Here is a 20,824-nt window from a genome sequence, read left to right as displayed (position 1 = left end):
CCGATGCCCGGTTGATGCCCGGAAATACGTGAGCTTGGATGAGAACGAATGGAACAAAGAGAGAACGATAATGGCGCAGAAAACCAGCGTTTTCAACGCTTTTGAGAAAGAATGTTTGGGTGTGAGAAAGGTAGGTGGCGGAGGGGGTGGGATTCGAACCCACGGTGGGCTTGCACCCACGCCGGTTTTCAAGACCGGTGCCTTAAACCACTCGGCCACCCCTCCTGCCGCCTGCGCTGCAAGCAGACAGGCTGTGCGCGGCTTTTACCCAATTGTCATGGTGCCGTCGAGGGCCATGGGGCACTCGCCAACATATTTCATGAAGGCAGGTGTTTTCATCCTAAACACACCTGCCCTTTCCCGGTTTTTCCGCCTGCAAGCACATCAGCCCGCAGATCGCTCTTCCGGCTCATCAACGGGCATGGGAGCATTCGGATCTCCAGGCTCTGTCTCCCAAGCCAAACCGGGAATGGCCACGATGCGCCGGCCCTGTCCATCCAGACGGGTGACAATGACCTGATGCTCTTCCATATAGGCCAGAAGGCGACGCGCCCGCCCAGGGGAGCGGCTGCCATATGCGCGGGCAACCTGCGCATCTGAAGGGCACGGGCGCTTGTCAAATGCGGCGCGGGCCAGTGACAGGAAGACGCCCTGAATATCCTCCGGCAGACTGCCGGCCATGGTCAACACATCAGCCCAGGGAGAGTCTTCCGCTTCCGCCTCTGCCATGTCGATGCCGGCATGAGCCACGGCCAGACGACGCCGGAAGGCCGACAGGCTAAGCGGCTCGCCCCCGACCCGACGAATACGGCAGCGAACCAGAAAATCCTGATACAGCACAGGAATGGTACGGAAACCGGCATCGCTTTCCGTGAGGATTTCCCGTAGGGCGGCATCTATCGCAGCCTGCCGCTGCTCCGGTGAAAGGCTGGGCAACGGTTCCGGGGCCGGCGGCGGAGTGGGTGGCCCGCTTCGGGCAAGCTGGGCCAGAACATCCGTTGTAGACGCCACGGTGGGGGCTCGACGCTGCACCGGCATCAGGGGCTCATCTTCACCCGGCATGAAAATGAGATCATGCGCATCGACACTGGCGGGGGGCTCTGGCAAAGGCAGCAGCTTCGGGCTGGTGGAGCGGGCAGCAGTTTCAACAGGCCCAATACGCACAGGCAAGGGCCGACGCGCCAAGGCCGGCCCAAGGGCCACGAAATTTCCGCTCTCCAGATCCCGGAACATCTCGGCCTGTCGCCGGTCCATGCCGAGCAGATCTGCGGCGCGCGCCATGTCGATATCCAGAAAGGTACGGCCCATCAGGAAGTTGGAGGCTTCCGCCGCGACATTCTTTGCCAGTTTGGCGAGACGTTGCGTGGCGATGACCCCGGCCAGCCCGCGCTTACGGCCACGGCACATGAGGTTCGTCATCGCACCAAGCGTCAGCTTGCGGGCTTCATCGGAAACCTCACCCGCAGCCACGGGCGCGAAGAGCTGCGCCTCATCCACAACAACCAGCATGGGATACCACATATCCCGATCCGCATCGAAAAGACCGCCCAAAAAGGCGGCTGCGGCGCGCATCTGGTTCTCGCTGTCCAGCCCTTCCAGATTAAGCACCACAGAAACACGGTGCTGGCGCACACGCGCAGCGATGCGCTGCAAATCCCCTTCCCCACGCTGGGCATCCACCACCACATGGCCGAAACGCTCAGCCAGCGTGACAAAATCACCCTCCGGGTCAATCACCGCCTGTTGCACCCATGGGGCGCTCTGCTCCAGCAGACGGCGCAGCAGATGCGATTTTCCTGAGCCGGAATTGCCTTGAACCAGCAGACGCGTGGCCAGCAGCTCTTCCAGATCCAGTGTGGCGGAGCCCCCGTTGGTACGGGTGCCGAGATCAATGGACACCTTGGCGGAAGCTGTCATCACAGCATCCACGAGGAAAAGAGAGGGCATGAGATCATGCCCGGACTCATATCGATTCGTGCAGCTTCTTCAACTCTTTCGCGGGCATGAGCGCCCTGCCGGGCCAGGCTTGTGTATCAAAAAACGACCCTCTGGCTTCTGAACAGATAAGGAACGCAAGGTCATGAGCAAAAATACAACACCATGACACCGCCACAGACTGTTCCCGATATGCACAGCTAAGCAGGTTCTCAAACCTATCGGCACATCGAGCTATCCGCCGGCAAGGGAATGATCTGCCAGTCACTCCAACGGGGCGGATGGAGGAAGGGAGCCGGCCATTTGATTGCGATTTCTATCGTCTCCCTGCGCGGTGGAGGAAGGCGAATAGGCAAACCTGTCGCAATGCCCGTGACACGCGCACAACCTGTCGAAGGGCGGGAAGGTGGCCTGTATTCAGGCTCACCCAGCACCAGAACACGCGCCCCCGGAACAGCTGCTCTCAGCCGACCACCAGATGTTCTGTCATCCGCCACGAGTGTTGGCGAGGGCCCCAGCGTCTCAAAGATGACAGGCGCAATCTTGTAGAGTGGCTCGGCCGCCAGACATCGCCCGCACAGGGCCGGGCTGGGCCAGAGCGTCACCAGAATGCGCCCTCCCAGAATACCAATGGCCAAGGCCACCAGAACCCCCAGATACAACGCCACCCTTGGTCGCCAGCCCCCCAGAAATTCCAGCTCGGCAAACAGATACACCGGCAAGAACAACAGGAAGACGTGGAAATAGCGATCCCTGAAAGTGCTGACCCCCATGCCCACGACCATGATGAAACTGGCCAGAACCCCCAGCAGCATGATGTTACGCAGCACCCGCCTTATGGCGGCTTGCTCTTCGCTACCCTGTGGCCGCTCACCACCGCCCCGGTTGAAAGGCAGGAAGATCAGCGCCAGAAGAGCCACCAGCGGCATCACATAGCCAAACAGCGCCTCAACCCAGCTTGTGATGACAATTTGCCAGTCCGTACCCGTCTGCCCCATGGTTTCAACAGCGGCACCCATCACATCCTGCCGGTCGGCGCGAAGGCCGATGCTGTAAGTCAGCAGAGGCAAGGCCGCGACAATACATGTGACGATGAGCCGACGATCCAGAATAACGCGGCGAAAAAGCGGCTCCAGCAGGCAGGCCGCCATGAGCGTGGCCAGAAACGCAGCAAACCCGAACTTCCCGATCAGCCCCCATGCCAGCCAGAAGCCAAGCCCGGCATAAAGAGCAAGGCTCGGCCGGCGCACAAGGGCCAGCAACGTCAGGAAAGTGCCGGCGATGCCAACAATCATGATGTTGGAATGGGTCAATATGCGGTGGCTGTGATAGCCCAGCACCCAGATAGCCGAGAGCGAATAGACAGCCATGGCCTGCAAACGCGGTTCCACAATCACGCGGCGCGCGATGCGATACACAAGCCAGGCACACAGAAACAGCAGACCATAGCGCATGATGGCGAAGCTGAGTGGGCCAGTGCCAGCCACCTGCTGAAGCGCATAAAGAAGCCAGTCGAAAACCGGCGGATTACGCTGCACATAATTCAGATCAAAAGACTGGGCGAGATAGCTCTCAATGGCATCATCCACATTGATCGCGCTTTCCAGAAAAACGGCGACCGCTGCATGGGCCAGCACCCACAGCCCGATGATGAGAAGAACGCCCTTCTGACGCGCCCAGAATGGTGCGGCTGCATCCTGCACCTGCGTGCTTCTCATTTCGCGGTAAGGAGAAACACGCGGATCTTGCATTTGCACATCAGTCACGAAGCCAGGGCCCTCCCGGAACACAGTTGCAGGCTTTCAATCCCTGCCCCACATGGCCATGGCACAGCTCCGCAACACTCTGCCAGCCCATCATGAACTCCACGGATGGAGTGGCTCATGTATGTGCGCAAGATCTCCCTCTTACAAGGTCTCCAGAATGCTAAAGCGCTGGCGCTGAGGCAGCTCCTCTTGCGTCGCGTCATGCAACTCGATCTTCTCGACGCGCGCGGCCACAGGGCCTTGCTCACAGGCTTTCAGCATGGTGGTGACATCTTCCTCCACGCCTGCAAACAACGCTTCCACCTGCCCGCTGCGTCGGTTCCGCACCCAACCTGAAAGCCCCAGATTCTGCGCAGTATCGGCACACCAGGCCCGATAACTCACACCCTGCACGCGGCCACCAATCATCACCCGAACCACCCGCATGCCAATACTCCCTCACCCCGCCTCACAATGCCGAATCCGGCCCTGATGTGCAGCCCTTCGCCACCTCATCACCCAACGCCTCGAAAGCCGCCATGGCGCCCACAACGGCAAAGCTGCCATAGTCGATCCTCAGTCTTCCGATCACGCCATTATCGTAAAGCGCAAAGCTCATCACATATTCAGGCCCCTCCTCCGGGGCCGCAGGGTCATAATAGCTGACACTGACAGGATAATATGGACGCCCTTCCAGCTGGAGGCGCGCCGAAGGCACAAGAAGAGGTTCCGACATCTGCGCCACCGCCTTGCCGGTTGTTTTCTTCCGCGCCCCCTGCGCGCGCCCGATAATGGCCAGAGTGTCGAAGAACTTACCCGGATCATTGCCCCCCTCATAAACGCGGGAAGACAATGTGCCCGGCCCGGCTGCGGCCTGCTTCAGAATATGCAGCACATGTTCTGTCGGCATCAGCACCGGCGTGTCGATCACGATGGCACGGGCCTCAGGCTCCTGCACGGTCACCCGAACAGCGCCATTCTCCAGCCGCGCCACTCGCCCGGAAACGCCCTTCCGGTCGCCCCCCTGCCCTGAAGGCCGGGTTACGGAAGAAAAGCGGAACGCATTGCCATCACCGGCCTCCCATGCATTCGCGACGATTTCCCTCTGGCTTGTCCGGCCATCATCTGTCCGGCTCTCGCTGGTCTGGCGCGTGCGCGTGTCATAACCGGAACAGGCATTTCCGGTGATGCGATAATCAATAATGCCATTCACATCTGCCAGGCGACTGTTGGCTCCCGTGCTTTCCAGCTGCAATCTATAGGTCGCATGGTGTGGCAAAAGGCCCGGCAAAGCCTTACCTAAAGCCTTGCCCGCAGCAACTTCAGGGGCAGCCATCGCGCTCGCACAGAAGGAAAGCACCAGCGCAGTGGCCAGCACGCCACACAGGGCGGAAAGGCGCAGCCCTGAAACAAGGCCAAGGCCGGGCAGCGTGCATATTGGCATGTTTTCTGTCTCCTTCCGGCCTTCCGCAAAAGGCCTGTCTTTCGGCAAGCTCTCAACTCACATCAAGGCTTCATACTCACATGCAGAATATGCGTCCTTGCACATGCCTCATCTATGCGCGAAGAAAAAGGCCAATTGCGCACACCGTGTGGTGAACCATTACGGATCAGGAGAATATGATGTCTTCTTCCATCGAGAACCGGCTTGCCGAACTTGGCGTGACCCTGCCCACCCCCGTGCCGCCAGTGGCGAATTATCTGCCTGTCATACGTTCGGGCAATCTGCTGTTCATCTCCGGCCAGCTTCCTCTGGATGCTTCCGGCACGCTGGTGGCATCCGGCCATCTCGGTGCAAATGTGGATGTCGCGACCGGGCAGACAGCCGCCCGCATGTGCGCCATCAACATTCTGGCCCAGATCCGCGCCGAGATTGGCGATCTCGACAAGGTGGTTCGAATTGTGAAGCTCGGCGCTTTTGTTTCCAGCACGCCGGATTTCACGGACCAGCCCAAGGTGGTGAATGGCGCTTCCGATTTTATGGTGGAGGCGCTGGGCGACAAGGGACGGCATTCCCGTTCCGCAGTTGGCGTGCCGGCCCTGCCGCTGAATGCCGCCGTGGAAATTGATGCGATCGTGGAAGTGGCCTGAGGCAGAAGGAGAGCAAGGTGCGCCTGCGCGTCGTTTCCGCCATCAGCGACATTCCAGCTGACGCATGGGATGCCTGTGCGGCGGGCAACGATGGCCAGCCGGAGCCCTTTCTCACCCACACATTTCTTAATGCTCTTGAAATCACCGGCTGTGCAGCGGCCCACACAGGCTGGCTACCGCAACATCTGGTGCTGGAAGAAGGGGATGGCCGCATTCGTGCGGTCATGCCTGCCTATCTCAAGGGGCACTCCCGCGGTGAATATGTTTTCGATCACGGCTGGGCAGAAGCATTTGAGCGTGCTGGCGGCCAATATTATCCCAAGCTTCAGGTTGCCGTCCCCTTCACGCCAGTTACGGGCCGCAGGTTGCTGCTGCGCAATACGGAAGATGAGGCAGCCCGCGACGCCCTGATTAGCGGTCTGCACGAACTTGTAAAACTGCGCCATGCCTCATCCGCCCATGTCACCTTCGCCCATGCCGTGGAATGCACCGCACTGGCTGAACAAGGCTTCCTCCAGCGTGCGGACCGGCAGTTTCACTGGTTGAACGCCGGTTATGGCGTCTATGAGGACTTCCTCTCCGCCCTCGCCTCCCGCAAGCGCAAGGCCCTGCGGAAGGAAAGGCGGGAGGCGCTCGCCAATGGCATCACCATTGAATGGCTTGCTGGCGCGGATCTGACCGAAGAAGCCTGGGATGCCTTTTTTCATTTTTATCTGGATACCGGCGCGCGCAAATGGGGGTCACCCTATCTCAATCGCGCTTTCTTCAACCGCATCTGGGAACAAATGCCCGAGAACATCCTTCTCGTCATGGCGCGCCGTGAAGGGCGCTATGTGGCGGGAGCACTGAACTTCATCGGGGCTGAAACGCTTTATGGGCGCTATTGGGGATGTATCGAGCATCATCCCGGCCTTCATTTTGAGGTCTGCTACCATCAGGCCATCGACTATGCCATTGCCCGTGGCTTGAAGGTGGTGGAAGCCGGAGCACAGGGCGAACACAAGCTGGCGCGCGGTTATCTGCCCACCCCCACCTGTTCGGCGCATTATATTGTCCATCCCGGCCTGCGTGATGCTGTCGCGGATTATCTCAGCTATGAACGCGCCCATGTGGATGAAGATTCAGCCATTCTCACCCGCCTCGGCCCGTTCCGCCGCTCCGCCGACACACCAGAACAGGACTGACACGGGCGACAGGGCCAGCACTCTCCCTTAGGTGATCTGGACAGCACCTTTGATACACTATATCAAATACGGAGCGAGTGGTCGTCAGGCCGTTCCGCATCCTGTTCAGACAGACTTCCGAGCCGTACCTCATGCCTCCTTCGCCCCTCACCTCCTCCTTATCGCTGACATCGTCTTCCGGTTCAGCAGAGAGGATGGCGACGGCGAATCATGTGCGTGACAGTGGCCCGCCACGCAGGGCCTTGCACGTTGGCCCCTCCATGCTACGCATGTCCGTGGCAGCCCGGCTTCTCATTGCCCTCATCCTGCTCGCGCCGCTATGGCTGGCCGTGTTTCTGGTGCTGGAGTAAGTCATGAACGCACAGCCCTCCCCGGCCCTGCCCCAGATTTCCTTCCGCGATCTCACCCTTGGCTATGAGCGTCATCCCGCCGTGCATCATCTTAATGGTGATGTGCCGCAAGGTGACCTTCTGGCCATATGTGGGCCGAATGGCGCGGGAAAGTCCACGCTGCTGAAAGGCATTTGCGGTGCGCTGAAGCCACTGGGGGGCAGGGTCGATCTACACGGCCTTTCCGTGCATGACATTGCCTATCTGCCCCAAAGCGCGGAAATCGACCGCTCCTTTCCCATTCATGTGTTTGATCTGGTTTCCATGGGGCTCTGGCGCCGCTCCGGCCTGTTTGGCGGTATTGGCCGGGCAGACAAGCGGCGCATTGAAGAGGCAATTTCCGCTGTGGGGCTTGAAGGCTTTGAAGCCCGCCCCATCGGCACCCTCTCCGGCGGGCAGATGCAGCGCACCCTGTTTGCGCGCCTGCTGCTACAGAATGCCCGTGTCATCCTTCTGGATGAGCCCTTCACCGCACTGGATACCCGCACCACGGCAGACCTGATCGCCCTTGTTCACCGCTGGCATGAGGAAAGGCGCACCGTTCTGGCGGTGCTGCATGATTTTGACATGGTGCGTGCGGCTTTCCCACAAACGCTTTTGCTGGCCCGCACAGAGGTGGCCTGGGGCCCCACGGCACAGGTGCTGACCGATGAAAATCTCGCGGAAGCCCGCCTGACCAGCGAAGCCTGGCGCGATGACGCCCCCTCCTGCGCCGCCTGACGCCGGAAACAGAAGAGCCGACGGACAGAGCGCATGCCTTTTTACGATCTCATCATTGCCCCCTTCACCGAATTCGAGTTCATGCGTCGCGCCCTGATTGGCGTGCTGGCGCTTTCGCTTGGTGCCGGGCCACTGGGCACCTTCCTGATGCTGCAACGCATGTCTCTGACGGGGGATGCGATGTCTCACGCCATTCTGCCGGGGGCGGCCATCGGCTTTCTGTTCGCCGGCCTGAACCTTTACGCCATGAGCCTTGGCGGACTTGTGGCCGGGCTTTTGGTTGCGGTGGGTGCAGGTGTGGTGGCGCGGGCCACCGAACTGAAGGAAGATGCCTCACTCGCGGCCTTCTATCTCATCTCTCTCGCGCTGGGCGTGCTGATCGTTTCACTGCGTGGCTCGAATGTGGATCTGCTGCATGTGCTGTTTGGCACTGTGCTGGGCATTGATGACGCAACATTGTTGCTGATCGCGGGCATCACCACCCTCACCCTGATGACACTCGCCATCATCTGGCGTCCGTTGGTGATGGACTGCGTGGACCCGGTCTTCCTCTCCTCCGTCAGCCGTATGGGCGGGCCGGCGCATATCGCCTTTCTGGCGCTGGTGGTGCTGAATCTTGTTGGTGGCTTCCACGCGCTGGGAACCCTGCTGGCCGTAGGGCTGATGATGCTGCCCGCCGCCACAAGCCGCTTCTTCGTGCGGGATCTTTCCGCACTCGTCACTCTGGCCACCATCATCGCCTTCATCAGCGGCATGGCCGGCCTGCTGGTTTCCTATCATCTGGGCACGCCCTCTGGCCCCTCCATCGTTCTGGTGGCAGGCATCGCCTATGGGCTGGCCGTCATCTTCGGCCCGGCGGGAGGGGTTCTCTCGCGCCTGCTGCCGCGCCGACATCTCGAAGCCTGAGGGAAAAGTCATGATTTCAAGACGTTTCGTGCTGGCGGCCACGCTGGCAGCCTTTGTTGCGCCTGCATTTGCCCGCCCCGCTTTGGCGGATGATGGCAAGCTTCCGGTTGTCGCCTCCTTCTCCATCCTTGGAGATTTCGTGAAGGAAGTAGGCGGCGCGCGTGTGGATGTGACCACCATTGTCGGCCCCAACGGCGACTCTCACGTTTATCAGCCGACCCCGGCCGATGCGAAGAAGTTGAGCGCCGCCAAGCTGATCTTCGTGAATGGCCTGGGTTTTGAAGGCTGGATGGAGCGTCTGGCCAAGGCATCGGGCACCAAGGCCCCCATCATTGTCGCGACCACGGGCATCTCCCCACGCAAGGGCGGCGAGGATGAGCACGAGCATGATGGGCATGAACATGATGACCATGAAGCTCATGACAAGGACCATGGCCATGATGCCAAAGCCGGCAAACATGATGAGCATGACCATGATGATGACCACAAGCATGAAGGGCACCATCATGGCGGGCTGGACCCGCACGCCTGGCAGTCTGTCGCCAATGCCAGGATTTATGTCGCAAATATCCGCGATGCCCTGATTGCTGCGGACCCGGACGGAAAGGCCATCTACACCGCCAATGCCGCCGCCTACGACGCCAGGCTGGATGCGCTGAACACCGAAGTGAAGCAGGCCATCGGCAACATCCCGGCAGAACGTCGCCGTATCATCACCTCCCATGGCGCATTCGGCTATTTCGCGGACGCCTATGGCGTGGCCTTCATTTCCCCCGAAGGAGTTTCCACGGAGAGTGAAGCCTCCGCCAAGGATGTGGCCCGCATTATCCGGCAGATCCGGGAAGACAAGATCCCCGCCGTGTTCATCGAGAATGTCAGCGATCCACGCCTGATGGAGCGGGTCGCCAAGGAAACAGGCGCCAAGGTAGGCGGCGCGCTTTATTCTGATGCCCTTTCGGATGACAAAGGCCCTGCGAGCACCTACATCGAGCTCATCCGCTTCAACACGAAGGCGCTGACCAACGCCCTCGCGCAGTAAGGCTCCGCTCTTATGGCCCGGTGCGCCAGACACACCGGGCCATCACATCAGGTGAAATTCCATGACTGACACGCAGCCCCGGAAAATTCCCGTCACTGTGCTGACCGGTTATCTCGGCGCGGGCAAAACCACGCTGCTGAACCGCATTCTCTCCCAGCCACACGGGAAGAAATACGCCGTCATCGTCAACGAGTTTGGAGAAATCGGCATCGATAATGACCTCGTGGTGGGCGCCGACGAGGAAGTGTTCGAGATGAACAATGGCTGCGTGTGCTGCACGGTGCGCGGCGATCTGATCCGCATCATTGATGGCCTGCTGCGCCGCAAGGATGATTTCGACGGCATCATTGTCGAAACCACCGGCCTTGCAGACCCGGCCCCCGTCGCCCAGACATTCTTCGTGGATGAGGATGTGCAGGCCAAGACCCGGCTCGACGCCGTGGTGACAGTGGCTGACGCCAAATGGCTCTCCGAACGGCTGAAGGATGCACCGGAAGCAAAGAACCAGGTTGCCTTTGCCGATGTCATCCTGCTCAACAAGGTTGATCTTGTGACCCCGGCGGAACTGGATGAGGTGGAAGCACACATCCGTGGCATCAACCCCTACGCCAAGCTCTATCGCACGCAGCGTTCCGAAATCGAGCTGGACAAGGTGCTGAACCAAGGCGCCTTCGATCTGGACCGCATTCTCGGCCTTGAGCCGGCCTTCCTTGAGGCGGACGAGCACGAACATGACCATGACCACGAACATGCTCATGGTCATGAGCATCATGAACACGGGCCGGATTGCGGCTGCGACCATGAACATGTTCATGGCCACGAGCACAAGCATGACCACGGGCACCACCACCATGGCCTGAAGGTGGTGCATGACAACGAGATGCAGTCCTTCTCCTTCTCCACGGACCAGCCCCTTTCACCGGACAAGTTTTTCCCCTGGGTCCAGAATCTGGTTGCGACAGAAGGGCAGAACATTCTGCGCTCCAAGGGCATTCTCAATTTCAAGGATGACCCCGAACGCTTCGTTTTTCAGGGCGTGCACATGATTCTGGATGGAGACCATCAGCGTCCGTGGAAAGAGGACGAACCGCGCATAAGCCGCATCGTCTTCATCGGCCGCAAGATGAATGAAGTGGCGTTGAAGCTTGGCTTCCTCTCCTGCGTCGCCTGATGCTGAACAGGGTAAGGCCGTTGAAAACGAAAAGCCGGGCACGAATGCCCGGCTTTTTTCTTGGCACACATGCTATCTCGCGCATCAGCGCAACATATGGCTCTCACGATTTAGCACACGATCCACACGCAAAAGCCCCCGCAGCATGATCCCGAACTCATCATCATCGAAATCGGAAAGAAACTGCCCCTTGATATGCTCCAACAGTTTTTCAAGGGCAGGAATACATGCCTCACCCCGCGACGTCAGTTTTAGCAACTTGGCCCGCTTGTCCTGAGGGTCAACACGCCGGCTCAGCAATCCATCTGTGACCAAGCCCTCCACTATACGCACCAGAGAGGGCCCCTCAATCCCCAGAGTTTCAGCGATTTCGCTCATGCGCAATTCTGTATTGGCCCGCGCCAACATCAAAAGCGGCCAGCCGGCTGCTTGAGAAATACCCACAGATGAAAGATGATAGTCTGTATATCTTCTCAGATGGCGCGCAATACGCATCACAAGAAGGAAAAACAGCTCATCTTCTGCATGGTGCTTTATCATGATGGGATAAAAACACCTTTTTAGAAAAAGGTAGAGCGCTTTCTTCCATGCGGAGATCACAAATCCTTCATAAGTCCGTCATATTAAAAAGCACCCAGCTACCTTCCGCTCAGGAATAGGCAAGCGTCCTGACCTCTCTGGACTTCTCTTGCATTCCGGCGCACAGATCCCTCCCCGTTTCCTTTCCCCCTGCGGCAGCTCCCTTCCGGGTGCAAGCCTGCAATTCGAGGCCCTCGAGGTTTTCATGCTTGTTGCCGTCCCATGGAATGACCTTGCCTTTCTCGCAGGCACACTGCTGCTCGGAGGCATTCTCACCGGGATACTCGCAGGCATGTTGGGGGTTGGCGGCGGCGGCGTGATTGTGCCGGTGCTTTATGAGGTCTTCGGCATGATGGGGGTGGATGATTCAATCCGCATGCAACTATGCGTTGGCACGTCTCTCGCGATCATCATCCCCACGGCTATTACATCCTATCGCACACACAAGGCCAAAGGCGCCGCCCTGCCGGATGTTTTGAAACAATGGCGGCTCTCGGCCATCATCGGGATCATCATTGGCAGCGTCATTGCCAGCTTTGCGGCCGGCTGGGTGCTACAGGCCATTTTCGTGCTGGTGATTTCATCGCTGGGGCTGAAAAGCCTGCTGGGTCGCAATGATATTCGCATTGCTGAAAACCTGCCCGGCCAAGGCATGATGGCTCTTTACGGGCTCATCATCGGCTTTGCCGCCTCCATGGTCGGCATTTCCGGCGGTGGCCTCGCCACAAACTTCCTGCTGCTTTACGGCGTGCCGATCCACGCGGCCGTCGCCACCTCGGCCGGGCTGGGCATCTTCATTCCCATTCCGGGGGTGATCGGTTATGCCATTGCCGGCTGGCCGCACCTGGCAGAATTGCCATCCCTATCTCTGGGCTATGTCTCCATTCTGGGTTTTGCCCTTATGGCCCCTGTCAGCGCATTTGTTGCACCTTATGGGGCCCGCCTGTCGCACAAGCTCAGCCGCAGACATCTTGAAATCACCTTCGGCATTTTTCTGCTGATGATCGCCACCCGCTTTTTCGTGGCCATCTTCACGGCCTGAAGCTTCATGGCCCAAGGCTCAAAACGGCTTTATCCTCACCAGCGATGGGTGAAGCCCGCCGTAACGCTCTTGCTGAAATCATCGCCAGTGGTCTCAGATGCACTGGCCGTGACATTGATATTGCCAAACACTTTTTGCCGCGCACTTACCCGCCCCAGAAACTGCTGGGTGGAATCCGAGGCATGCGCACCAACCGAAAACGTGGTGCCCGTATCCTCCAGCTTCACGCTCAGGGATTTATCCGTGTTCCATCCGGCACCGGAGGAATTGTGGGCAACCTCATAACTGTCAGCCAAAGTGGCTTTCAGCCCGTCATTCACTGTCCATGTCCGTGAGAAAGAGGTGGAGAGTTTGCTCTCCTCCGCCGTGGGGTTCAGCACCACATTCACCGCCCCCTTCTGCCACATCAGCCACTCAGGAAGGCTGGAGACAGAAACCTTGGCATAGGCCGTACCCGTCACATTCGACGTGCCAATAATCGTTTGTGGAGCCACACTGCGGCCGGGTGCGGACATGCTCAGCCCGATTTGCGCCCCCAACTCTTCCAACTGTGTTGAATAATTCATCGAGGTGGAACCATCCGCATTCAGCGCTTGCCGGGATGTGGTCACCACCTCGCCAGCCAAGGCCGGGGCAGAAAGAACAGGGAGCATAAAGGTCGTGACCAGGAAAACCTTCCTGCGTTCTCGCATTGTCGATCGCATCCGCCTCTCCACACCGCCCCTGCCGCCACGCTCATCCGCTGTCACGGCCTTCAGCCTTTCAGAGAGTGATGGGAGGAAGTTAAGGCAAGTTTGTGGAGCTTCGCACTTTTCTTGCGTCCCAACTTGAACGCCCCACCCTGCGCTACCGCCTCATCTCCCCTTGCAGTGGCGCGCCGCGCGCACTAATCCCGCTTTGGGAGAAATAATATGTCTATAACCATGAATACAGAAACTGCCCAATCGGCCCTCAATCTGCTCTCGCGCATTGCCGAAGCGCTGGACCGCATTGCACCGCCCCGCCTCACAGCGCCGGATGTGGACGGGGCTGATGCCTTTGTATGGCAAACCAACCCCAGCCGGTTGGAACCTGTGGCCCGCGTGAACCGTGTGGATATGGAACTGCTCCAAGGCATCAGCCGCATGCGTGAGCAACTGCTGGAGAATACCCAGCGCTTTGCGCGCGGCCTGCCGGCCAACAATGCCTTGCTCTGGGGCGCACGGGGCATGGGCAAAAGCTCCCTCGTCAAGGCGGCGCACGCCACCGTGAACCGCGAGCTGGGCGACAGCACCGGCCCACGTCTGAAGCTGGTGGAAATCCACCGCGAGGATATTGAAACCCTGCCCGTCCTCATGGGCCTTGTGCGCGGCTCTCACCATCGCTTCATCGTGTTCTGCGATGATCTCTCCTTCGATACCGACGACACCTCCTACAAATCTCTGAAGGCCGTACTGGAAGGCGGCATTGAGGGGCGGCCGGATAATGTGCTGTTCTACGCCACATCCAACCGCCGCCACCTGCTGCCGCGCGACATGATGGACAATGAACGTTCCACGGCCATCAATCCCGGCGAGGCCATTGAGGAAAAGGTTTCCCTCTCGGATCGTTTCGGCTTGTGGCTGGGCTTCCACAAATGCAGCCAGGAAGAATATCTGGCCATGGTGGCGGCTTATGTGAAGCATCACAGCCTGCCGGTTCGTGAAGAGCAGTGGCGGGCAGAGGCGCTGGAATGGGCCACCACCCGCGGCTCCCGCTCTGGCCGCACCGCTTTCCAATATATTCAGGATCTGGCCGGCCGGCTCGGCGTGCCGCTGCGCGAAGCCTGATGACGTAACCTAAAAAGGCAGGGCCTGTTCTGGCCCTGCCCTTCATTCCATCATTGGGTCCATAACTTCAGGAGCACCACGCAGGCACTGCCCGCTCCACCGCCCCTCTCACTTCATTCCCGATTGACGACGCAATCGCCGCCCTGCGCGCGCAACGCCTGGCAAAGACTGTTGGCATCATCCCGCGTTGCAAAGGGGCCGACCTGAGCACGATAGAAAATGCCGCGCTCGCCCAGATCCACCCTCTTGATGGTGGCCGCATAGCTGCTGAGCAGGTTCGGATAGCGTGTCTGCAAGGCACGCCAAGACCCCTGCGCATCCGAGCTGGAGCGCTGCGAAGAGACCTGCACCACATATTGCCCGTCAACAGCCACCTCTGGTGTCGTTTCCGGTTCATTCTCGGTCGTCACGGTGGTCACGCCAGTCGGCTCAGGCAACCCGCCGGGAACAGGATCCTGATCCGCAGAATAGGCTGTCAAGCCGCTGGTATTGGGGCTGGCGGCCACCACAGTGCCCTCCGGCACCACAGTGCCATCTGCCCGCACGGTCAGCGTACGCACCCGCTTGGGCTCTGTGCTTTCTGGCGTAATGCCCTCCGGCGGCGCCGTACGAATTGCGGCTGCCGAGGACACATCCACCGGCTGCTCCTCCCGCGGCAGCATCTGCTCATCGCCCCGCGCCCCGGTGCCGACGCGATCATAGATCAGCTTTTGCTGAGCATCCTGCTGCGATGGCGGCGTCATGATCTTGCTAGGCGTCGTATCGGCCTTGATAACCGGCGTGCCGTTGCCAGACGTGCCTCCGGCATCGTCCCCACCCATGCGGAATGCGAAATATCCTGCTGCGCTCACCACAACAATGGCCAGAGCGGCAGCGGCAGCCATCAGTGCCCGACGCCCCTTCTGGCGTTGCGCATCACCATCATAGATCTCCTCGCCATGAGGCGGCATATAGCCCTCATCGGCATATTGGGGATCATAGGCTTCGTCATAATCATCATAGCCATGCCCCCCAGCGGAACGACGCTCGGCGGAATAGGCATAGCTGGCCGCATCCGGGTGAGCCTGCGGTTCTTCAGCATGATGACGTGGCGCAGAAACCGACGTTTCCGCCGAAGGTGCAACGCGTGGACGTTCTGCATGACGCGAAACTTCAGCCTGTTGCGCTTGGGCGGCGCGCTCATTGGCCAAAGATCCATAACCGAGGCGAACGGAAGATGCTGCATCAGCAGCGCGTTCTGCCGTGGATGTAGCCGGTGTGGCGGCGCGCGGAGGCGGATTATGCAGCCCCGGTGCCCGGCGTCCATCAGGTGAGGAGGCCGGCCTTGAGGGGGCAGCCCCCTGCATGGCAGCAGTGCGCGCTGCTGCCTCACGCCGCGCCTGAGTGGCCCGAGCCGCCTGTTCGGCACTCGCGCGAAGGTTGGGGTCCGTAGCCAGACGTTCATCCAGTGCGCCAGCTTGTGGCGACACCCGACGCTCACGCTGCCCAGCCGCAGAGCCCGCTGTCAGAAATGAAGGAGGTGCCCTGCGCGCCGCATCAGGCTCGTTGGAATGGGACGGGCGAGATTCGGCGCGCTCACGCCCGGCTTCCGGGCTTGTTTGCCCGGCATGCTGCCGCGCCTGCGCCTCTCGGGCCGCAGCAATCCGCGCCAACTGCGCTTGCCGAACAGCATCGACCGAAGAATCCACATGGCGCTCAGAGGACGATGCCGACGCCGGTGGGCGTGCACCGCGCTGGGCTGAAGCCTGAGGACTGGAAATCTCGCGGGTTGGAACCTCTCGGCTTGGAGCCTGTCCAGCCGAATCTTGGCGAGACGCATCTTGGCGGGCCGGAGCTTCCCCACTCTGGGCGGACATACGCGTCCGAGCAGAGGAAGAAGCCGGGCTCTCTGTAGCGCGCACACCAGACTGTCGCGCCTGCTTTTGCCGCTCCAACTCCTGCCGGATGAAATTCTGCCGCTCCTGCTCACGCTGAGCCAGTTCGTGACGGGCCCGCTCCTGCCGCGCGAGTTCCTGACGGGCCTGTTCACGGCGGGCCAGTTCGTAGCGGGCCAGTTCCTGCCGCGCGAGCTGGCGACGTGCGTCGTCCTCTCGCGTTGCAACCTGTTGGCGGGCAGTTGCCGCCCCAGAAGGGGATGCTTGAGCCGCCGTCTGCCGCGCACGCGCAGCTTCCAGACGTGCCTGCGCCTCTTCACGAAGAGACATGCCCGCGTGCGGCTGCGCCGCAGGCTGGGCCGGCCGCGCACCTTCAGGTGGCTGGCGTTGCGCAGAGGTGTTTGCGAAAGGATCCTGCTCGTCGATCAGACGCGCCAGTTCGGCCAAAGGATCACCGGCATCTCCCCCTGCTGCCTGAGAAGGAGCCGGCTGAATGGTAGCGGGCCGAGGCGGCCGTGTCACACGGTCCTGCGTCGCCGGTTCCACCATATCGCGCCGGGAAGGAGGTGCGCCAGCGGCAGGCCGCTGTTGAGGCGCGCCGGAAGGCCCACCCCGAGGCGCAGCCGGAGCCCTGCGCCCATCCTGACCCGCGCTGTCGTCGCGCCGGTAGCGGAACCTGCTGTCGTCGCCCATGTCGCCTCGATATTCACTCGATGCCACCTCGACGCGCTCCCCTGCCCTTACGGACAGGGGCCCGGCTCTGCTCGCAGCTTCAGGTACGCGAAACGCGGTGGCTACGTCATTTCCTCAACGGCCTCGACTCCAAGAATATCCAGACCGGAGGCGAGTACCGTAGCGACGCCATGGACCAATGCCAGACGCGCCAATGTCAACTCTCGATCATTCTCTATAATGAAGCGTAAATGAGGCAGGTCTTTTCCCCGGTTCCACTGGCCGTGGAAATCGCTTGCCAATTCATGCAGGAAGAAGGCGATACGGTGCGGCTCACGCGCTGTCGCGGCCTGCTCCACAAGACGCGGCCAGGCGCTCATACGCTTCATGAGGCCCTGCTCCCCGTCATCATCCAGCCGAGCCAGTGCAGCGCCGGCATAATCTGCCGCAGCCTTGGGCAAATCCGCCATGGCAGCATGGGCATTACGCAGAATCGAGCAAGCTCGGGCATGGGCGTATTGCACATAGAAGACCGGGTTCTCGCGCGACTGCTCAATGACCTTCGCAAGATCGAAATCCAGCGGTGCATCATTCTTGCGGAAAAGCATCATGAAACGCACGGCGTCACGGCCGACTTCATCCACCACATCACGCAGCGTCACGAAGGAGCCCGCCCGCTTGGACATGCGTACCGGCTCGCCATTGCGGAACAGGCGCACAAGCTGAATCAGCTCCACATCCAGCTCTGCCTTGCCGCCACTCACGGCCTTCACGGCCGCCTGCATGCGCTTGACATAGCCGCCATGATCGGCGCCCCAGACGTCGATCATCTTGAGGAAACCGCGGTCCACCTTGTCCTTGTGGTAGGCGATGTCACCGGCAAAATAAGTGTAGCTGCCATCGGACTTGATGAGCGGACGATCCACATCATCCCCAAATTCGGTGGAGCGGAAAAGCGTTTGTTCGCGATCTTCCCAGTCCTCGGCCGGCGCACCCTTGGGTGGCGGCAGACGACCTTCATAGACCTCGCCAGACGCCCGCAGCGACAAGATGGTCGCGCCCACCTTGTCCACCGCGCCTTTCGAGAGGGAGCGTTCGGAAAAGAACATATCGAACGTGATGCCCAGCGCATCCAGATCCTCGCGGATCGCGGCCATCATGGCGTCAATGGCGAAATCGCGCACCAGAGGCAACCACTCGGCTTCCGGCATGGCCTTCAGCTTCTCACCATGCTGCCGGGCCAGTTCCTGCCCCACAGGCACCAGATAATCACCCGGATACAGTCCATCAGGAATGCTGCCAATATCCTCGCCCAGCGCTTCGCGGTAGCGCAGGAAAGCCGAGCGAGCCAGCACATCCACCTGTGCGCCGGCATCATTGATGTAATATTCCTTGGTCACCTTGTGGCCGGCGAACGCCAGAAGGCGCGCCATAGCGTCGCCGAATACCGCGCCACGACAATGGCCCACATGCATGGGCCCGGTGGGGTTGGCGGACACATATTCCACATTCACCGGCTCATCCGCACCCAGCTCAGACTGGCCGAAGGCCGTGCCTTGCTTCAGCACTGCGGAAAGCACCTGCGGCCAGAAAGCCGGTTCCAGCGTGACATTGATGAAGCCGGGGCCGGCAACATCCACCTTCGCCACATGGGCGGTGGCCGAAAGCTTGCCAGCAATCTGTTCTGCCAGATCACGCGGCTTCATGCGCGCGCCCTTGGCCAGCACCATGGCCGCATTGGTGGCCATATCGCCATGGCTGGCGTCGCGCGGCGGCTCCACCACAACGCGAGACAGATCAAGCCCTTCAGGCACATGCCCTTCGCTGACGAGGGCGGCGACGGCTTCGCGCACATGCGCGGCGAAGATCGCATAAACGTTCATGAAATTTTCCAATCGGATTGGCTGGGCTCGCGCCTAACGCAGATCGGGCGTCGTGTCAAAGAAACGCGCATGCTGGTCCAGCGCATAACGATCCGTCATCCCGGCGATATAATCCGCGACACGACGGGCGAGACGCTCCTCATTCAGCGCATCCCGTCCCTCCTGCCAGGATGGCGGCAGATCACCTGGCTGCGCGATGAAATGTCCGAACAGATCCCGTACCACCTGCTGGGCATCTTCCATGATGCGCTCCACGCGGGCATGACGATACATCTGGGGAAAGAGGAAATCCTTCATCGCCCGCTCAGCCTTCTGCACCTCCGGTGAAAAGCCGACAAGGGGATGGCCCAGCCCGCGCACATCCTGCGCGCTGGCCACATCAGCCTCTGCCACACGCCGGGAGGTTTCCGTCACCACATCCTCGATGAAGCGCGTGATAACCCGGCGCAGCACCTCACCCACCGTGCGCGGCACATCAAGGCCGGGATAGAGCGTGCGGACTTCCAGCAGGGCATTGCCCACCAGCGGCAGATCAGCCAGATCATCCACCGTGAACATGCGTGCGCGCATGCCATCATCCAGATCATGAACATCATAGGCGATGTCATCGGCAATGGCGGCCACCTGCGCCTCAGCGCTGGCATGGCTCCACAATTCCAGATCCTGCTGTTCATTATAGGCCTGAATGGCGTGCGGCAGGCCGGCCGCATAACGGCCGACGCCATTGCCATCTCGATCAGTGAGTGGGCCATTATGTTTGGCGATGCCTTCCAGCGTTTCCCAGCTCAGATTCAGCCCGTCAAACCGCGCATAACGCCGCTCGATCCGGGTGAGGACCCGAAGAGACTGGGCGTTGTGATCGAACCCGCCCTGCTCCTTCATGCACTCATTCAGCGCACGCTCGCCGGAATGGGCGAAAGGCGGGTGACCAAGATCATGGGAAAGCGCCAAAGCTTCCGCCAAATCCTCATCCAGCCCCAGAGCGCGGGCGATGGAGCGGGCCACCTGGGCGACTTCCAGCGTATGAGTAAGCCGGGTGCGGTAATGATCGCCTTCATTGAAGCTGAAAACCTGCGTCTTGTGACGCAGACGGCGAAAGGCCGTGGAGTGAATCACCCTGTCGCAATCACGGCGAAAGGCGCTGCGGGGAGGCGCATCATCCTCATGCACAAGCCGCCCGCGTGATGCAAACGGATCGCAGGACCATGACACACGAGGCCTTGCTCCAGAAACCGCCATGCCGCACTCTCCCTTGAACTTGTTTCACCTCTGGAGGCCAAGCGCATAAAAACGCTTCATCCTCATGAGGTTCTGCACAGTTGTGTACGCCAGAGGCGCGACACCCCTTCAATCAGACCGCAGAGCCCTTATGTTTCTGGGCAGTGCCAGCTTCTGTTCGCAAAGTCGATACCATGAATGCAACTCCTTCCTCTGCCCCTGTTTCTCCGGCTACCACGGATTTCTCCGTGACGGACGCCGCCGCACGGCGCATCAGCCAGATCATGAAGAAGGAAGCTGAGGGCTCCTTTCTGCGCCTGAGCGTGGAAGGGGGCGGATGCTCCGGCTTTTCCTACAAATATGATGTAACGACACAGCAGAATGACGATGATCTCATCATCGAAAAAAACGGAGCGAAAGTGGTGGTGGATGCCATATCGCTCGAACTCGTTCGCGGTTCCGAGCTGGATTATGTCTCCAGCCTGATGGGCTCGGCCTTTCAGGTTCGCAACCCGCAAGCAACGGCAAGCTGTGGCTGCGGCACCAGTTTTTCAGTGTGAGCAGGCGC

General features: G+C 60.3%; 19 protein-coding genes and 1 tRNA gene. 10 read left to right on the top strand and 10 right to left on the bottom strand.

Annotated elements, in window-relative coordinates:
* Positions 1-135: 135 nt before the first annotated feature.
* The 5 genes from ACT6QH_RS01040 to ACT6QH_RS01020 all read right to left on the bottom strand — a co-directional run bounded on the left by ACT6QH_RS01040 (position 136) and on the right by ACT6QH_RS01020 (position 5,124).
* Positions 136-225: transfer RNA gene (locus tag ACT6QH_RS01040), tRNA-Ser, on the bottom strand.
* Positions 226-384: 159 nt separating this feature from the next.
* A complete protein-coding gene (locus tag ACT6QH_RS01035) occupies positions 385-1,917 on the bottom strand; it encodes a helicase HerA domain-containing protein (protein WP_444972959.1) in 1,533 nt (510 codons plus the stop codon).
* A 236-nt stretch (positions 1,918-2,153) separates the two neighbouring features.
* The gene (locus tag ACT6QH_RS01030; RefSeq protein ID WP_444972955.1) at positions 2,154-3,701 is read right to left on the bottom strand and encodes a glycosyltransferase family 39 protein; all 1,548 of its coding nucleotides are present in this window, start codon (positions 3,699-3,701) and stop codon (positions 2,154-2,156) included.
* Between the two features lie 141 nt (positions 3,702-3,842).
* Positions 3,843-4,127 (bottom strand): acylphosphatase, encoded by a 285-nt coding sequence (locus ACT6QH_RS01025; protein ID WP_444972954.1) that lies wholly within the window; start codon positions 4,125-4,127, stop codon positions 3,843-3,845.
* A 22-nt stretch (positions 4,128-4,149) separates the two neighbouring features.
* A complete protein-coding gene (locus ACT6QH_RS01020) occupies positions 4,150-5,124 on the bottom strand; it encodes an EipB family protein (protein ID WP_444972953.1) in 975 nt (324 codons plus the stop codon).
* 179 nt (positions 5,125-5,303) lie between these two features.
* Between ACT6QH_RS01020 and ACT6QH_RS01015 the strand changes: the two genes are divergently transcribed.
* The 7 genes from ACT6QH_RS01015 (at position 5,304) to ACT6QH_RS00985 (ending at position 11,180) form a co-directional block, all read left to right on the top strand.
* Positions 5,304-5,771 carry a RidA family protein gene (locus tag ACT6QH_RS01015; RefSeq protein WP_444972958.1) on the top strand — a complete coding sequence of 156 codons (468 nt, stop codon included), beginning with the start codon at positions 5,304-5,306 and terminating at the stop codon, positions 5,769-5,771.
* Between the two features lie 17 nt (positions 5,772-5,788).
* Positions 5,789-6,955 (top strand): GNAT family N-acetyltransferase, encoded by a 1,167-nt coding sequence (locus tag ACT6QH_RS01010; protein WP_444972952.1) that lies wholly within the window; start codon positions 5,789-5,791, stop codon positions 6,953-6,955.
* A 194-nt stretch (positions 6,956-7,149) separates the two neighbouring features.
* Complete coding sequence (locus tag ACT6QH_RS01005; protein WP_444972951.1) at positions 7,150-7,305, top strand: hypothetical protein; 156 nt, start codon at positions 7,150-7,152, stop codon at positions 7,303-7,305.
* Between the two features lie 3 nt (positions 7,306-7,308).
* On the top strand, positions 7,309-8,064 hold the full coding sequence (gene aztA, locus ACT6QH_RS01000; RefSeq protein WP_444972950.1) for a zinc ABC transporter ATP-binding protein AztA: 756 nt from the start codon (positions 7,309-7,311) through the stop codon (positions 8,062-8,064).
* Between the two features lie 33 nt (positions 8,065-8,097).
* Positions 8,098-8,970 (top strand): metal ABC transporter permease, encoded by an 873-nt coding sequence (locus tag ACT6QH_RS00995; protein WP_444972949.1) that lies wholly within the window; start codon positions 8,098-8,100, stop codon positions 8,968-8,970.
* Positions 8,971-8,980: 10 nt separating this feature from the next.
* The gene (locus ACT6QH_RS00990) at positions 8,981-10,009 is read left to right on the top strand and encodes a metal ABC transporter substrate-binding protein (protein ID WP_444972948.1); all 1,029 of its coding nucleotides are present in this window, start codon (positions 8,981-8,983) and stop codon (positions 10,007-10,009) included.
* A gap of 61 nt (positions 10,010-10,070) precedes the next feature.
* A complete protein-coding gene (locus ACT6QH_RS00985) occupies positions 10,071-11,180 on the top strand; it encodes a CobW family GTP-binding protein (RefSeq protein WP_444972947.1) in 1,110 nt (369 codons plus the stop codon).
* 84 nt (positions 11,181-11,264) lie between these two features.
* Here the strand turns inward: ACT6QH_RS00985 and ACT6QH_RS00980 are convergent, their stop codons facing one another.
* Complete coding sequence (locus ACT6QH_RS00980) at positions 11,265-11,780, bottom strand: MarR family winged helix-turn-helix transcriptional regulator (RefSeq protein ID WP_444972946.1); 516 nt, start codon at positions 11,778-11,780, stop codon at positions 11,265-11,267.
* A gap of 184 nt (positions 11,781-11,964) precedes the next feature.
* Here ACT6QH_RS00980 and ACT6QH_RS00975 point away from each other — a divergent pair, with 184 nt between their 5' ends.
* Positions 11,965-12,801 (top strand): sulfite exporter TauE/SafE family protein, encoded by an 837-nt coding sequence (locus ACT6QH_RS00975; protein ID WP_444972945.1) that lies wholly within the window; start codon positions 11,965-11,967, stop codon positions 12,799-12,801.
* A gap of 35 nt (positions 12,802-12,836) precedes the next feature.
* Here ACT6QH_RS00975 and ACT6QH_RS00970 read toward each other — a convergent pair whose 3' ends face one another.
* The gene (locus ACT6QH_RS00970) at positions 12,837-13,454 is read right to left on the bottom strand and encodes a hypothetical protein (RefSeq protein WP_444972944.1); all 618 of its coding nucleotides are present in this window, start codon (positions 13,452-13,454) and stop codon (positions 12,837-12,839) included.
* A gap of 270 nt (positions 13,455-13,724) precedes the next feature.
* On the opposite strand from ACT6QH_RS00970, the gene ACT6QH_RS00965 reads away from it, so the two are divergent.
* A complete protein-coding gene (locus tag ACT6QH_RS00965; protein ID WP_444972957.1) occupies positions 13,725-14,609 on the top strand; it encodes an ATP-binding protein in 885 nt (294 codons plus the stop codon).
* Between the two features lie 113 nt (positions 14,610-14,722).
* On the opposite strand, the gene ACT6QH_RS00960 is transcribed toward ACT6QH_RS00965, so the two are convergent.
* The 3 genes from ACT6QH_RS00960 to ACT6QH_RS00950 all read right to left on the bottom strand — a co-directional run bounded on the left by ACT6QH_RS00960 (position 14,723) and on the right by ACT6QH_RS00950 (position 20,277).
* Positions 14,723-17,203, bottom strand: a complete 2,481-nt coding sequence (locus ACT6QH_RS00960) for an SPOR domain-containing protein (protein ID WP_444972943.1) — start codon at positions 17,201-17,203, stop codon at positions 14,723-14,725.
* Positions 17,204-17,277: 74 nt separating this feature from the next.
* Positions 17,278-19,038 (bottom strand): arginine--tRNA ligase, encoded by a 1,761-nt coding sequence (gene argS / locus ACT6QH_RS00955; protein WP_444972942.1) that lies wholly within the window; start codon positions 19,036-19,038, stop codon positions 17,278-17,280.
* A 33-nt stretch (positions 19,039-19,071) separates the two neighbouring features.
* The gene (locus tag ACT6QH_RS00950) at positions 19,072-20,277 is read right to left on the bottom strand and encodes a deoxyguanosinetriphosphate triphosphohydrolase (protein WP_444972941.1); all 1,206 of its coding nucleotides are present in this window, start codon (positions 20,275-20,277) and stop codon (positions 19,072-19,074) included.
* A gap of 173 nt (positions 20,278-20,450) precedes the next feature.
* Between ACT6QH_RS00950 and erpA the strand changes: the two genes are divergently transcribed.
* Positions 20,451-20,816: an iron-sulfur cluster insertion protein ErpA gene (gene erpA / locus ACT6QH_RS00945; RefSeq protein ID WP_444972940.1), complete on the top strand. Its 366-nt coding sequence runs from the start codon at positions 20,451-20,453 to the stop codon at positions 20,814-20,816.
* Positions 20,817-20,824: the final 8 nt, after the last annotated feature.

The organism is Haloleucobacter albus (genome assembly GCF_052492075.1).
This window is presented reverse-complemented; position numbering and strand designations above follow the sequence as displayed.

What these genes read in the sequence shown, in the direction of transcription:
- aztA (WP_444972950.1), top strand. Translation starts at nt 7,309, where the DNA reads ATGAACGCACAGCCCTCCCCGGCCCTGCCCCAGATTTCCTTCCGCGAT.
- ACT6QH_RS00990 (WP_444972948.1), top strand. Translation starts at nt 8,981, where the DNA reads ATGATTTCAAGACGTTTCGTGCTGGCGGCCACGCTGGCAGCCTTTGTT.
- ACT6QH_RS01015 (WP_444972958.1), top strand. Translation starts at nt 5,304, where the DNA reads ATGTCTTCTTCCATCGAGAACCGGCTTGCCGAACTTGGCGTGACCCTG.
- ACT6QH_RS00950 (WP_444972941.1), bottom strand. Translation starts at nt 20,277, where the DNA reads ATGGCGGTTTCTGGAGCAAGGCCTCGTGTGTCATGGTCCTGCGATCCG.
- ACT6QH_RS00975 (WP_444972945.1), top strand. Translation starts at nt 11,965, where the DNA reads ATGCTTGTTGCCGTCCCATGGAATGACCTTGCCTTTCTCGCAGGCACA.
- ACT6QH_RS00995 (WP_444972949.1), top strand. Translation starts at nt 8,098, where the DNA reads ATGCCTTTTTACGATCTCATCATTGCCCCCTTCACCGAATTCGAGTTC.
- ACT6QH_RS01025 (WP_444972954.1), bottom strand. Translation starts at nt 4,127, where the DNA reads ATGCGGGTGGTTCGGGTGATGATTGGTGGCCGCGTGCAGGGTGTGAGT.
- ACT6QH_RS01005 (WP_444972951.1), top strand. Translation starts at nt 7,150, where the DNA reads ATGGCGACGGCGAATCATGTGCGTGACAGTGGCCCGCCACGCAGGGCC.
- ACT6QH_RS00965 (WP_444972957.1), top strand. Translation starts at nt 13,725, where the DNA reads ATGAATACAGAAACTGCCCAATCGGCCCTCAATCTGCTCTCGCGCATT.
- ACT6QH_RS00985 (WP_444972947.1), top strand. Translation starts at nt 10,071, where the DNA reads ATGACTGACACGCAGCCCCGGAAAATTCCCGTCACTGTGCTGACCGGT.
- ACT6QH_RS01020 (WP_444972953.1), bottom strand. Translation starts at nt 5,124, where the DNA reads ATGCCAATATGCACGCTGCCCGGCCTTGGCCTTGTTTCAGGGCTGCGC.
- argS (WP_444972942.1), bottom strand. Translation starts at nt 19,038, where the DNA reads ATGAACGTTTATGCGATCTTCGCCGCGCATGTGCGCGAAGCCGTCGCC.
- ACT6QH_RS00970 (WP_444972944.1), bottom strand. Translation starts at nt 13,454, where the DNA reads ATGCTCCCTGTTCTTTCTGCCCCGGCCTTGGCTGGCGAGGTGGTGACC.
- ACT6QH_RS01035 (WP_444972959.1), bottom strand. Translation starts at nt 1,917, where the DNA reads ATGACAGCTTCCGCCAAGGTGTCCATTGATCTCGGCACCCGTACCAAC.
- erpA (WP_444972940.1), top strand. Translation starts at nt 20,451, where the DNA reads ATGAATGCAACTCCTTCCTCTGCCCCTGTTTCTCCGGCTACCACGGAT.